The 13,210-nt window shown below is 65.5% G+C and carries 10 protein-coding genes; 7 read left to right on the top strand and 3 right to left on the bottom strand.

The window, feature by feature from the left end:
- Positions 1 to 368: 368 nt before the first annotated feature.
- Together QDS12_RS06630 and QDS12_RS06625 are read left to right on the top strand one after the other, a co-directional pair.
- Positions 369 to 4,001 (top strand): ATP-binding protein, encoded by a 3,633-nt coding sequence (locus QDS12_RS06630; RefSeq protein WP_279877906.1) that lies wholly within the window; start codon positions 369 to 371, stop codon positions 3,999 to 4,001.
- A 216-nt stretch (positions 4,002 to 4,217) separates the two neighbouring features.
- Positions 4,218 to 4,598: an NIPSNAP family protein gene (locus tag QDS12_RS06625; RefSeq protein WP_279877905.1), complete on the top strand. Its 381-nt coding sequence runs from the start codon at positions 4,218 to 4,220 to the stop codon at positions 4,596 to 4,598.
- A 1,718-nt stretch (positions 4,599 to 6,316) separates the two neighbouring features.
- Here QDS12_RS06625 and QDS12_RS06620 read toward each other — a convergent pair.
- Positions 6,317 to 6,511 (bottom strand): hypothetical protein, encoded by a 195-nt coding sequence (locus QDS12_RS06620; RefSeq protein WP_279877904.1) that lies wholly within the window; start codon positions 6,509 to 6,511, stop codon positions 6,317 to 6,319.
- A 184-nt stretch (positions 6,512 to 6,695) separates the two neighbouring features.
- On the opposite strand from QDS12_RS06620, the gene QDS12_RS06615 reads away from it, so the two are divergent.
- From QDS12_RS06615 to QDS12_RS06605, 3 genes are all read left to right on the top strand, one after another.
- Entirely contained in the window at positions 6,696 to 7,538 is an 843-nt protein-coding gene (locus QDS12_RS06615; protein WP_279877902.1) for an endonuclease/exonuclease/phosphatase family protein, read from the top strand.
- Positions 7,539 to 7,915: 377 nt separating this feature from the next.
- On the top strand, positions 7,916 to 8,779 hold the full coding sequence (locus QDS12_RS06610) for an NAD(P)-dependent oxidoreductase (RefSeq protein ID WP_279877901.1): 864 nt from the start codon (positions 7,916 to 7,918) through the stop codon (positions 8,777 to 8,779).
- A gap of 398 nt (positions 8,780 to 9,177) precedes the next feature.
- Positions 9,178 to 10,437, top strand: a complete 1,260-nt coding sequence (locus QDS12_RS06605; protein ID WP_279877900.1) for a phosphatidylserine decarboxylase family protein — start codon at positions 9,178 to 9,180, stop codon at positions 10,435 to 10,437.
- A gap of 298 nt (positions 10,438 to 10,735) precedes the next feature.
- Here the strand turns inward: QDS12_RS06605 and QDS12_RS06600 are convergent, their stop codons facing one another.
- Complete coding sequence (locus QDS12_RS06600) at positions 10,736 to 11,152, bottom strand: hypothetical protein (protein WP_279877899.1); 417 nt, start codon at positions 11,150 to 11,152, stop codon at positions 10,736 to 10,738.
- A 115-nt stretch (positions 11,153 to 11,267) separates the two neighbouring features.
- On the opposite strand from QDS12_RS06600, the gene QDS12_RS06595 reads away from it, so the two are divergent.
- Both QDS12_RS06595 and QDS12_RS06590 read left to right on the top strand, forming a co-directional pair.
- Positions 11,268 to 12,089, top strand: coding sequence for a helix-turn-helix domain-containing protein (locus QDS12_RS06595; protein ID WP_279877897.1), 822 nt, complete (start codon positions 11,268 to 11,270; stop codon positions 12,087 to 12,089).
- The gene (locus QDS12_RS06590; protein ID WP_279877896.1) at positions 12,086 to 12,550 is read left to right on the top strand and encodes an SRPBCC domain-containing protein; all 465 of its coding nucleotides are present in this window, start codon (positions 12,086 to 12,088) and stop codon (positions 12,548 to 12,550) included. Before QDS12_RS06595 ends, QDS12_RS06590 begins: the two co-directional genes overlap by 4 nt.
- Positions 12,551 to 12,617: 67 nt before the next feature.
- On the opposite strand, the gene QDS12_RS06585 is transcribed toward QDS12_RS06590, so the two are convergent.
- A complete protein-coding gene (locus tag QDS12_RS06585) occupies positions 12,618 to 13,160 on the bottom strand; it encodes a dihydrofolate reductase family protein (RefSeq protein WP_279877894.1) in 543 nt (180 codons plus the stop codon).
- Positions 13,161 to 13,210: the final 50 nt, after the last annotated feature.

Here is a 13,210-nt window from a genome sequence, read left to right as displayed (position 1 = left end):
GGGTTATCGCCAAGACCCACCGTCAGAGCTCCGCGAGACGCCGCACATACGGCATCGCGTGGAGAACGATCTCAGGACTCTATCGCCGGCAAGCGCCTGGTGGCCCGTCTCCCGCCCGCCCGAGAGAGGTCATGGGGGCCATGTTGGTGCCGTACGGCGCCGCGCTCAATCGCGCGCGCGGATCCGCGTCTCTCCGCCCAGATTGACGCGGACACCCTTGCCCCGGATAGTCCGGTAGCCCGACGTGCCCGTGGCCTGATACTGGTGCCGAAGGGAATGGCCACATGCCAGGGACGCAACACGTCTGACCAAGAGATTCAGACATGACGGCTGAACTTTGTGTCGGCCCCGCCCACTATGTTTCAGCCTTGACGGACAACACAAAGGCAGCCAAGACCTTGAACCTGCTCGACCGGATTGATGCGAAGCTCGCAAACCCCGACGTCACCCTGGACCGGCAGTTGTTCGAGCGTGCCTCCGTTTCGATGCTTTCAGACATCTACCCCTCGCTCGTGCCGATCACTGGTGGGAGCGATGACGGTCGCGATGCAGAAATTGATGACCCCGGCGGCACCATCGGCGTCTTGGTGACGTCAGCGCGTGAGCTGGACGGGGTGCTTGAGAACCTTCGCGGCGGCTGCCGCCAGATGGTGAAGAAGGATGTGTCGCTGCGCCGGCTCATCTTGGCGAATCTTGCGGTGTTGAACGCATCGAAGCGGCGGAAGGTCACCGAGGCGGCCGAGGCAGAGGGCTTCTCGGTCGTTCAGATCTACCCACGTGCTTGGTATGCGGACTCGTTGCGGCGGAACGCGGACTGGCGGTTGCAACTCCTCCAGCTTGAGGGAGGCCCGTTCTCGCTATCGCGGCCGCCACTTGAGGCGCTGAGTGTCGACATCGATTCGACCGTTGGCCGAGAAGAGGAACTCGAGGCAATGCGGACCGCATCTGGGGACCTGGTTGTCTCGGGCGCTCCGGGTGTCGGGAAGACGCATCTGGTTGCTCAGGTCGACGGTGCAGTGTTTGTGGTCAGGGCGAGCGACTTGTCACGTCTGGCTGACGATCTTCTTGAGGTTGATCCGGCGGTCGTGGTGATCGACGACGCCGGTGGTCGCCTTGGGGCGCTCACTGACCTTCAGACGATTCGGAGTGCGCACGGGTTGCGGTTCCGTGCGATTGCCGTGTGTTGGCCGCACGAGGCCAAGGCCGTTTGCGATCGGTTCGAAAGTGCGGATGCGGTCGAGGTTGGCCGAATGACGAACTCTGAGTTGGGTCAGATTCTGCGCGGCCAGGGCATCACGAGTGATGCGGTGCTGCATAGAATTCTTGACCAGGCTCGTGGCCGGCCGGCGTGGGCGGTTCGGTTAGGTTCGTTGTTGAAGGACGTCGAGTGGTGGAACAAGGTGATGCGTGGCGACACTGTCCGCGCTGAGGTGGATCGGTACCTGCGCAACGCGCGGATTTCTGAACATCCGTATGAAGTCCTGGCGATGATCGCGCTCATTGGTGGTCTCCGGGACATCGAGCTGAAGACATTGGCGGACTTGCTCGGGGCGACGGTGTTGGACATCCACTCAACAGTCCGCAAGATTGCCCAGTCCGGTCTCCTCGATGCTGAGCCGGAGATGGTCCGTGGCGAGCGGACAGCCGTCCTGTACTCGGTGCAGCCGGACCTGCTAGCCGCGAGTGTGTGCGCGGATGCGTTCTTCTCCGGTGCACCGGCACCTTTGACACCTGGTCAGCTACAAGCGGCGTTCCCCGACCGCGCGCTGGCCATCCTTCTCAACAGCGTCATTGCCGAGCTTGTTGGCGCGTCCCACCCGATTCGGCCGTCGACAGCGCAGATTGTCGAGACAGTCGGCACCTCATGGGGCAGGGCCGAGGACAGCCTCCTGAGTCACTTCGCGCTTCTCGGCGCTGCTGAGGCGCGGTTCGTGATGAACCTGGTGACCGAAGCGTTGGGGACCGCACTTGGTGCACGAACAGCACTGAACGAGCCGGACACCTACCTCTACTACGACAACCCGACCGCAAACGTCAGGGGCGAGCTGTTAGCCGAAATTGCTGCTCGCTCTCCACGACGTATTGGCTATCTGGAGGCACTCTCGTTTGTTCAGCGTGGTGCGGTCACGCTGCTGGATGCCCGTGTGACCATCGACACCTTCCTCAACAGCTTCCTGGAGAACGTCCGTCAGGTTGACTTGGGCGAGCCGGTGAGGGTCTCGGAGTTGGTAATGCTCTCCGAAGCCGTCGGACAGCTCCCTTCGGTGTCGGAGAACGCGATGCGAGCGTTCTTCGAGCTCGCGACTGGTGTGCTCATGCCCGTCTGGGAAGCGAACTACACCGCGCCGGACCAGCCACGCAGCTTCAATCTCCGGTCGTACCTGCTGCCCGCAGACTCCCTCGAAAAGGTGGCAAGCCCGGTCCTGGACCGACTGGAGCGCGAGGTCGCCGCCGTCACTCCAGACGCCTTCATCAAACTGCTGAAAACGCTTGAGAGTTGGGTGCACTTGGCCCGCGGTTTCGCCCGACACGGAGGCCTTGTCGTCACCTCCGAGCATCGGGCAGCCGCCCGAGTCGTCGCCGGCAGATTCGCGCACCTCCTTGCCGCCACGACTCTGACACCTGGAATGCGCCAGCGACTGAATGAAGTCGCCGCCCCACTCGGGCTGAAATGGGACGAGCAGGACAACCTGTTCGCAGCATTAGCCGGACACGACCCCGACGCCTACGAACCAGCCGAGGACCCGGACGATGATGACGACCAGGGCAGCAAGTACCTGGCTCGCTACGAGGCGAAGGTGTCTGCCGAACGTGCACGCATCGAGTCAGCGGTCACGCCTTATCTCACCCAAGCTCCCGTAGTCCTCTGCGAGCGCCTCGAAGACCTCCGGTCGGACCTGGTTCTGGCGAAGAAGCTCGACAAAGTCAGCACCGCCTTCGAAGTCATCGCACGCAAAACAGACGCGGTCGATCTCGTGCCCTGGCTGGAGGCAGCGATAGACCACGGGTTGGAAGGTCACGCCCGTCCGGTCGTCCGTGCCCTGGTCTCCGCCGACGCCATCCCCGAGACCCTTGTCGAACGGTTGCTCGCCACGGCCGACGGACGGTTCGCCGCTCTTCGCACGAGCATCGAGTACGGAACGGGCCGCAACCTTGAACAGATGATGACCTCGGTGACAGTGGACGACTTCAGGCACCGGATGCACGACTCGTTCCTGTTTGCCAGCCCTGCGGCACTCCGTGTGCTCAACCAGCACGCGGACCGGCAGGTAGCCGCCCTAGCGATGACCTCATGGGCCCACTGGTACGAGTACGCGTCTCGAACTGATCGGTCCGATATCGAACGGGTCACCGCCCAACTCGAGGCGATCCCGGACTGGACAACGACGATGCTCGAACTGGACATCCCCAGCCCCCTGGACGACCACGCCCTTGAGCGAGGCCTGGTCGTTCTGGCGCGCACATCGCCCGCGGACTTCGAAACACTGTTCCTCCGACACATCCGCAAGGAGGGCTATCCGCACAACGACTTCGACGAATGGGCACCTGCCGCCGCGACCCTCGACCACACACACAAGACTCAAATCTGGGACCGGGTACGCGAGCACCCATGCCGTCAAGAGGTATTTTGGGCTCTCGCCGGCGGCGACTCAGAATGGGTCGGCGACCGGATTGCTGCCAACGAGGTCGGCGAACCCGCTGGTCTGCTCGGACACCAGATGTTCGGGGCGCCAGCAAAGCTGTCGCCCGAAGACATGGCGCGCTTGTTCGGCCCTTACGCCGATCCGGAGCTCATTCTCGAGTCCCTCCCCGGCCCACCGTCAGACGGCGGCGTCGAGACTGCAGAGCACCGGCTCCAGCAGGCAACCGAACTCGCAGCGTCCGAGCTGCCTGAGGTAGCCCAGGTCGGCAGAGCCGGCGTCGAGATCTACACAGTGCGGCTCGCTGCAGCATGCAAGTACGCGCGAGAGCAGGAACTACGCGGGAACCCCTGGGACTAGACGACCGGCCCACCAGGTGCCGCGCCCTCGCACACTGGCCCCATCAGAACGGTCCGACCTACCAAACTCTGCCGCGATCGAGTCTGTTCGAGAATGCGTCAATCCGCCGCGTGTCGGCGCTGCAGCAAGCCGCGACGAGGGGAGTAAGCCCCTTGTCGCTTTTCGTGGTTGACCGGTCTGGCTGCTTCCGTGCTCGATCGGGTCTACGGTGATCGCGTGATCACGTGCGTCGTCGACTACACGATCGATCCAGATCAAGTCCTCGCCTTCGAACGATTCGCCTCTGCCTGGATGAACCTCGTGAATAGGCACGGCGGGCAGCACCATGGCTACTTCTTGCCGTCTGAAGGCGCGAGTGACAAGGCGCTCGCCCTGTTCTCGTTCCCCAGCCTCGCCGCCTACGAGGACTACCGGAAGCTGTTCGGAGTCGACCCTGAGTTCATCGAGGCTGACCGGATTCGAGATGAGAGTAGGTGTGTCGTTCGGTACGAACGAACCTTCATGCGACCGCTGCTGCCCTCGGATGTTCGCCCCTCGCGTCGATCTGCGGTAGGCGACGCCGCGCCCTCGCCTCACCACGCACGAGTACTCCGATAGCCGTTTGTCCGACGCTCGAGGTGGTGCGTCTATCCGCCGCGAGTCGGAGGTTGTTCCACCTGGGGCCGAAGGACTCATTCCAGTCGATGACGGAGGAGTGCAATTGCTGCTCGCCCCCAGACGGACTCACGCATCTAACCCGAGGCGCCGGAGCACCTGATGAGGATCGCGGACGACAACCGCCGTACCTGCCCGTCCGCCTCCCGACCACCAGAGCCACTTGTCCAGCGCATGCAGGAGTGAGCGCGGCTCGCTAAGCCCGACCCAAGTCGAAGCCTCGTCTGCGAGATCGCGCGCCGTCGCGAATAGAGCACCTACAACGCTTCGGTAGGCCGCGGGAGCGTCCCACGAGCTCGGGACCCCACCTCTGCCCGCACGAACGCATCGAAGACCGGAACCCGCCACGGCATCAGCCAGTGCAACACCTTCGAAGCCAAGGAGTACTCGCGACGAGGCGCGCCGAGTGCCATGGTCATGTCAACCAGAGTGCCAACTGCTCCCTCTGCGAAGGCTTCCGCGGCGCCCGGGGGGAGGTACGTTGGCTCGAAGTATGCAGGAGCCCAGTCCAGGCTGAGAAGCCCGGCACCCATCGCATGCTTGGTCTCCAAGCGGACGCCTTGAACGCCCCACCAACTCTTGAGAGTCCACACGAACTCATCGAGAACCGGTGAGTGCTGTTGTCGAAGCAACCATGGTCGACATGCCTGCGAGATGGTCCAGAGGCTGCGATCCATCTCGCCATACACAGCATCGAAGGCGCGAACCGCCTCGGCTCGGTCAGGCTGCGTACCCTCGGCCACCTTCATGGTCACACTCCATACCGAGAGTAGGACCGGAGGTTGAGCATCACAACGATGTTCGACGCGGGCGATGGTGGCCGTACGGGCAGGAGAATATGCGTCTATCCGCCGCATGCAGGCGCGACTAACCCTGCATGCGGACCGAGCACCATTCGTCCGATCAATTCACCAACGGTCCTCAGCCCGATCTCCGTGGCGGTCGCCGATAGTCCGGTCCGCTCTTGTTGAGTCGACGAGTCCCCGTCGGCTCACTGGCGATGTCGACCAGCAGGCGGTCGAGACGTGTGAACTGCTGCGGGCTCTACGGGCCCAGGACCAGCGGTTCGACCAGGGGGCCCGAGGCCGGTGCGATGCTTGTGGGGATGGGTTCCGCTTAGAGGGCAGAGATGAAGCATTACGCGCCCGGTGTCGTCGCACTGGTAGTCGGAGTGATCCTCTTCGCTGGCTGCACCAGACAAGGTGATGGATCCGGCGCGGGGGAACGGGAGTCGCCTGCGACTCCGACCAGCCCGAGCCCTCCTACTTCGACGCCCTCGCCGTCACCATCGCCTGGGGCGGAGCTGGCCGCGCAGGTGCGGAAAGCGTTCGCCGAGTCCTACGGCTGGCCGGACGACCCGGTCGATCCCGGGCTCAAGGTGATCAAGTCCATCAGGACGGACGGGGCCATTCGTGTGGTCGTCGCCGCCAACCTCTTCTATAAGGAGGAAAACCGTGCGGACGCGATGAAGATTTGCCACCTTGTGGGCTCTGTGGGGCCGAGCGTGACGGCGCCTTGGCACGTCATCGCTGTGACTGCGCATGAGGGAGGCGGCTACTTGGCCGAGTGCCAACCGACGCGCGCGCAGTAGCCGGATCGGTAGATGTGGGCAACCTGGCCGCGCGCCCAATACCACCCTCAAGGCGCGTCACTTCGCCGCTTCAGGGGCACGGTGTGCGCCCAGCCGAGCGCCGATTTCGGCGCCACTCGCCGATGTAGACGATCGCGACCACCCCGACCGCAATGACTGCAGCCAATGCCGCTGACTGCCCCAAATTTGAGAACCCGCTCGTGGTGACGACGGTAAGCAGCGTGCCGAGGAAGGCGACCGCATAGACGCCCGTCAGGACCCCCATGTCATCGCCTTCGTTTGCGTCGTCAACGCGGCGATACTACGTAAGCTGCGGGTCGGTACCCACACGCGTCACGCCGCCGCTTCAGCATCGCGAGCCGGCGGCCACACCGATCTTGGCCGGCGTCGCCTCCATAGAGCCAGGGACTGACTCGCGCCGATCATCACCGTCCATGCAACATGAGTGCATGTCGCCTTCCCTTGACATCCCGCCGGACTTCTACGGCGCCGTGATCGAGACGACAGCGCGGCTGGTCACCTGGAACGTGTGGGGGCGCTACGGCAACTGGCAAGAGCGTGAGCCCGCCATCATCGCGACGCTGCAGGACGCCCAGGCGGACATCCTTGTCCTTGCTGAGTCGTGGGCCACGGGCTCCGACAGCCAGTGTGCTCGGCTCGCAGGCCCGCTCGACCTGCCGCATCACACCTTCAGTGGAGTTCCGGCTCAAGAGGACGAGACCGCACTCTCCGGTGTCGCCGTGATGTCTCGGTGGCCGATCGCGTACGCAGCAAGCCGGACCTTCGGCGATGCGCGAGTGGAGTATGCCGAGCTGTCCGGTCCCCGAGGGCCGATCCAGGTCTGTGGCGTGGTGATGGATGCCTGGTGGTTCGACGAGAGCCAGGCCCGCCAGGAGGCCGTACGCGAGCTGCTCGCCTACCTGCGCCCGTTGCGGGACGACTCGGTCCCTCTTGTCGTGTGCGGTGACTTCAACTGCGACCCGGACAGCGACGAGATCCGCATGCTCACCGGACGAACGACTGCTCCCGTCGCGGGCCTGTCGTTCTACGACGCCTGGGAGGTCGCCGGACCCCGAGCCGGCGCGGCTTCCGCCGGTGCCACCTGGTCCAACGCCAATCCCCATGCGACGCAACTGCTGTGGCCGGACCGACGCATCGACTACGTGTTCTCGGCCACCCAACGCCGCGGCGGTGCCGGACATCCGCTCCAGGCGACCCTTCTGGGCACCACCCCGGTCCACGGCACCATCGCGTCGGACCACTACGCCGTTCAGGCTGACCTTCGCTACTGAGGGTCACCACCGCCACATCACGGGCGAACCGGGCAAGCGCGCGATTGGCCGTGCGTCACTTCGCCGTCTGCCGGCGCAGGGATGCACCGACCCCCTGCGCGAGTCAGTCCCGCGGAATGGCTCGGTGCCGCTGCGTCCTGGGCGGAATCTGAGAACTCGCGACCCAGAGGCTGCGATGTGACCGTCCGAGGGCACGGCGATCCAATCTCTCTGGGCCTGCCTGTGTACCGCATTCGGAAGTTGACTCGACCCTTCTCGCCTAACCGTGTGTCAGGGTTTGCGATCTTGATCCAGCCTCCTCTTGTGGGTCTGCATGATGAAGTCGACGTACGGCCTTGAGAAACTGGCCCGCAGGCTCTCCTGGGTACGGTGCCCTCATGACTTCGGAATCCGGCAGGCGCGTGGTCGTCACCGGCGGATCAGGCAAACTCGGCCGTGCGGTAGTGGCCGACCTCGTCGAGCACGGGTGGAACGTGGTCGTATTCGACCGAATCGGGTCCGCCACGCATGCGGAGGCCGCCTTCCTGCCTGTCGACCTTACGGACTACGCGGCGGTGCTCGACGCCATGCTCGGCGTCGAGGAGCGATACGACGCCATCGACGCCGTCATCCATTTGGCGGCTGTGCCCGCACCTGGTCTCCAGGGTGATGCCGCCACGTTCGCCAACAACATGAACTCGACCTATCACGTGTTCGCTGCCGCCCGCCGGGCCAGCGTGAAGAACATCGTCTGGGCATCCAGCGAAACAGTCCTCGGCCTGCCGTTCGACACGCCGCCGCCGTACATCCCGGTGGACGAGGAGTACTCACCTCGGCCCGAGAGCACGTACTCCCTGGTGAAGACTCTCGAGGAAACGATGGCCGCGCAGCTGTGCCGGTGGGACCCGGAACTGAAGATGTACGGCCTGCGCTTCTCCAACGTGATGAACCCTGACGACTATGAAGCGTTCCCGTCCTTCGACCGCGACCCGATGCTGCGCAAGTGGAACCTGTGGGGCTACATCGACGCACGCGACGGCGCCCAGGCCACGCGAAAGGCGCTCGAGCACGAAGGCAAGGGCATGGAAGTCTTCATCATCGCCAACGCGGACACCGTAATGTCGCGGCCGAACGCCGAACTCGTCGCAGAGGTGTTCCCGGACGTCGAGGTACGCGGTGACCTCGGCGAGCACGACACCATGCTCTCGATCGAGAAGGCACGCCGCGTCCTGGGATACGACCCGAGACACGGTTGGCGCTAAAGCCGACCTACTAGGCCCCGACCGGAGAGACTGCTCAGACGCTCCCGCTCGCATCAGCAAGTCGACTTGCTACGGAAGTCGTTGCTCGACGCCCCCATCTACCCCCTCTGAATCCCCACACACCTGTGTAACTCCGCCGCAACCGGATCTCGAAGTCCCTTGCGGTCGCGGAAGTAGGTGAGCGGCTCGATCGCAGGTGCCTCGTCCAAGTGGCGCAGCACCTTCTCCGCGAAAGACATTAAGCAGACCGGACGGCGTCGTCCAAGAGCGCATCAGAGCTCACCATGACAAGAACGACAGCAGAGCAGCCGGCCGCGTTCGCGGTGGCAGTGGTCGCCGACCCGGCCGGAAAACGCCCGTCCCAGGTGACCGCGGGACAGGCGAACTAGTTTGGCGTCATGACACCTTCCTCCTCGGACATCGACGTCAAACGCCGCGCCGGCTGGCTGCCACAGGACCAGGACGCGTTGGAGGCGTGGCTCGCCGGGCACCGCGAACGGGTCGAGGCCCGGGGCGAACGAGAGCTGCACCCGGTTGTCCAGGAGTTCAAGGAGCTGCTGGACGGGGATCCGCTGCTACGCATGTACGCCGAGCGGATGATCGCCGACGTGCCGAGCGGGAAGCCCTACAGCAAGCGGCACCTGGAGAGCGTGGACCAGCTGCTCCGGCTGATCAACGAGGTACTGACCATGGCCCCCGAGTTCGGCGAGCAGCACGTGACCCTCCCGCTGGCCGCCATCCTGGACTGGACGACCGGGACCACGTCCGGGTTCGCGTTCTATCGAGATTCCCGCGTCAACGCGATGCTCAAAAAGCTCCTCACAGCATGGTGCGAGTTCCTGAGCAGTCCCGAATCGCTGTACGTGCTCAATGACTCGGACACTGGGTGGATGTCGCAGGCAGCGCAGCGCGCGATCGGTATCGACCAGTACCAGCACGACGCCGCCGACCCGCACTGGGGATTCACCTCCTGGAACGACTTCTTCACCCGGCGGTTCCACGAGGACGCCCGACCGGTGGCCGACCCCGACGACCACTCGGTCATCGTCAGCGCCTGCGAGTCGACGCCTTACAGCATCAAGACCGGCGTTCAGCGCCGGGACAGCTTCTGGCTCAAGTCCCAGCCGTACTCGCTCGAGGACATGCTGGCCAACGACGAGTCGGTCGAGCAGTTCGTCGGCGGCACCGTCTACCAAGCCTTCCTCAGCGCCCTCAACTACCACCGCTGGCATGCTCCCGTCGCCGGCACGATCGTGCGAGCCTTCGTGGTCGACGGCACTTACTACTCCGAGGCCGACTCCGAAGGGCCAGCCGCCGTCGAGCCCACCAACTCACAGGGCTACCTCGCCCACGTGGCGACCCGGGCGATCATCCTCATCGAGGCCGACGACCCCACGATCGGGCTCGTGGCGGTAGTGCTCGTCGGCATGGTCGAGGTCTCCTCCTGCGTGATCGCTCCGGAGATCACCGCCGGTCACCACGTCGCGAAGGGCGACGAGCTCGGCCACTTCCAGTTCGGTGGCTCCACACACTGCCTCATCTTCCGACCGGGCGCCATCGCCGACTTCAGCCTCGAAGTCCTACCCCAACCACATAACCCAGACGCGCCCCTCGTGCTCGTGCGCTCGAAGCTGGCAACGGCCACCTCGACGAGCTGAGCCGGTCGCGCCGACCAGTCACATCCGACATACCGCGACCCACTCGCTCCCAGACGTGCGTCACGTCGCCGCGAGCAGGGCGCACAGATCAGCCGATGGCTTCTCAGTGGCACCCATCTACTCCGCTCAGCGGTCGGGCGGGTGATCAGGTCCCGCGGAGAGGTCCGGAACGTATGAGGTTGCTCGTGGCACGGGTATCCCTGTGGGTGCTATTGGGGTGTCTCGCCACGGTCAGCGCGGCAAGGTTCCCGACCGAAACTGCAGCAAGGGCGTACCCGCTCGCCGGCGCAGGCGCCGGTCAACTCCGCTCGATGAACTGGTAGTCGGTCCGGATCCGGCCTTCCGCATCGACCAGGAGGATCTCGAGCCCCACCGCGGCCACCGCGGCGTCTGTGGCCGAGACCATCGCCCAACGGAACTTGACCATGTCACGGAGCCGATCGGGATCATCGTGCCTGCGGAAGCCGTACTCGCCCGAGGCGACGAACCGGCCGTACGCGTCAGCGACCCGCCTTTCGAGCTCCTGGTGCCCGCGGACCTCGAAGAGCGGATGCATCGCCATCCCCGCCGCCGAGTCCCGCACCTCCTCGGGCGGCACCAACAGGTGCTCCGCGTCGGGCGTCCAGAGCGCAGCGACCTGCGCTCGCCGCTCGGTCGGGTCCGCCTCGTTCCAGACCGCCACGTAGCGGTCGCACAGGTCGTTCGTCGTCGTCATGGCCCTGCTCCTCCTGCTGGCTCGTCCAGTCCGAGTGATCCTTCGGCGCGGGTCGCGACCTCTCAATTCCCTGAAGGGAATCGCGCCGACCCGGCGTGCGGCCCATGCTGGGCACATGGTGGTCGTCGAGGGAGCCGGTAACTTCGCGGAGGGCATTCGCGACTGGCGTCAGCGGCGCCGCGTCAGCCAGCTCGAGCTCGCGCTCGCCGCCGGCACCACCCAGCGTCATGTCAGCTTCGTGGAGAGCGGGCGCTCCTTGCCGGGGCGCGAGATCGTCGTCCGTCTCACCGAGGCATTGGACATACCCCTTCGCCACCGCAACGCACTCTTGCTTGCAGCGGGCTACGCCCCGGCGTACGGCGAGGCGGAGCTGGACGATCCGAGCCTCGACCCGGTCCGCAACGCGCTGGAGCGGCTCCTCGTGGCCCACCGCCCCTATCCGGCGGTCATCACCGACCGGCATGGCGACCTGGTCTCGGGCAACTCGGCCTTCTGGCGGCTCATCGACGGTGTCGCCCCGGACCTGCTCGAGCCACCCGTGAGCGTCGCCCGCGTGCTCCTGAGCCCGCGGGGACTGGCACCGCGCATGCTGAACCTGGACGTCTACGCCTGGCACGTCATCGACGCGCTGGAGGAGCGCTCGCTCCGCTGCCCCGACGACCGCCTCGACGGCGTCCTCGGCGAGCTGCGCGAGTCGGTCCCCGCACGCGCCCGACCGACGAGCAGCCACATCGGGTACGCCGTCCCGCTCCGGCTCCAGTCGGCGTACGGCGTCTTGACGCTGCTCACCACCCTCAGCCACTTCGCCACCACCACCGACGTCGCCCTCTCCGAGGTCTCGCTCGAGGCCTTCCTGCCCGGCGACGCTGCCACGGCCGAGGCACTGGCCGCCGCCGATGCACGACCTCTCCCACCAACCCCGGAGGCAACCCCATGACCGAAGCACGCTGGTGCCACGACCAGGTCGAGGTGTCGCGGGAGTTCGACGCCTCCGTGGCGGCACTCTTCGGATCGTTCGCCGACCTCGACGCACGGCGCTGCTGGGCAGCCCCTCCCGGCGAGCAGGTCGAGTTCTCCCTCGACGACTTCTCCGTCGGCGGCACGAGCGTCTACCGGTGCGGGCCCTCTGGATCCCTCAGGTTCGACGTCACCAGCCATTACCTCGACATCGTCGACGGAGTCCGGATCGTCGTCGCCGAACGAGTCAGCGGCGGGAACCAGCTGCTCAGCACGTCGCTGGTCACCTGGCACTACGAGGTGGGGGAGACCGGTGCACGCATCCGGATCGTCGCCCAGATCAGCGCACCGGACGAGCGCATGGTCGCGGGAGCAGAAGGCGGCCTCACCGGCAGCCTGCGGTCCCTGGAGAGTTACCTCACCCGACCAGACCGGAATTGAGGCGGGTCCCGATCCTCCCTGACCCTGCCCGCTCGAACCAGTCCCCTGCCCGACTCACGTCCGGCCCTCAGGGTGCCGGCACCAGTCGCAGATCCACGACGGACCGTGATCCGTCGGAGTGGCGCAGCGCGACCGGGGTAGCGCCGGGAGCCTCATAGAGGCGCACACCGTCGCCGAGGAGGACCGGGGCGACGTGGAGATCGAACTCGTCGAGCAGTCCTAGCTCGAGCGCCTGCTTGCCGATGCCGGGCGAGAAGATCTCCACGTTCTTGGCACCAGCCGCCGCTCGGGCTTGCGCCAGTGCCGATCGCAGGTCGTCCACGTAGGTCACGCCGTCCTCGACATGCCCGTTGACGGGATGGTGGGTGAGGACGAAGACGGGGCCCGACCACTTTCCGCCGTACGGGCGATGGGTGCCAATCACCTCCTGCCAGCCGCGACGCCCGGCGACGATGGCGCCGGTGGAGGCGACGTACCGGTCGATCAGCCCGGGCGGCACGGTGACTCCGGCGAGCCAGGACATGTCGTGACCTGGTCCGGCCACGAAGCCGTCGAGCGACATCGTGAAGTGACAGACGACCTTGCCGAGACTTGCCTCGCTGCCTTCCATGCCTGCTCCTCAGAAAGTGCTGGTGGCCCGCCAGCAGTACGGTAGGCGGA

This window comes from Nocardioides sp. CER19, from assembly GCF_029846275.1.
Classification (GTDB): Bacteria; Actinomycetota; Actinomycetes; order Propionibacteriales; family Nocardioidaceae; genus Nocardioides.
The sequence above is the reverse complement of the archived record's forward strand: the minus strand, read 5'-3'. Positions and strand labels throughout refer to the sequence as shown.

What these genes read in the sequence shown, in the direction of transcription:
- QDS12_RS06620 (WP_279877904.1), bottom strand. Translation starts at nt 6,511, where the DNA reads ATGGGGGTCCTGACGGGCGTCTATGCGGTCGCCTTCCTCGGCACGCTG.
- QDS12_RS06615 (WP_279877902.1), top strand. Translation starts at nt 6,696, where the DNA reads ATGTCGCCTTCCCTTGACATCCCGCCGGACTTCTACGGCGCCGTGATC.
- QDS12_RS06610 (WP_279877901.1), top strand. Translation starts at nt 7,916, where the DNA reads ATGACTTCGGAATCCGGCAGGCGCGTGGTCGTCACCGGCGGATCAGGC.
- QDS12_RS06605 (WP_279877900.1), top strand. Translation starts at nt 9,178, where the DNA reads ATGACACCTTCCTCCTCGGACATCGACGTCAAACGCCGCGCCGGCTGG.
- QDS12_RS06600 (WP_279877899.1), bottom strand. Translation starts at nt 11,152, where the DNA reads ATGACGACGACGAACGACCTGTGCGACCGCTACGTGGCGGTCTGGAAC.
- QDS12_RS06595 (WP_279877897.1), top strand. Translation starts at nt 11,268, where the DNA reads ATGGTGGTCGTCGAGGGAGCCGGTAACTTCGCGGAGGGCATTCGCGAC.
- QDS12_RS06590 (WP_279877896.1), top strand. Translation starts at nt 12,086, where the DNA reads ATGACCGAAGCACGCTGGTGCCACGACCAGGTCGAGGTGTCGCGGGAG.
- QDS12_RS06585 (WP_279877894.1), bottom strand. Translation starts at nt 13,160, where the DNA reads ATGGAAGGCAGCGAGGCAAGTCTCGGCAAGGTCGTCTGTCACTTCACG.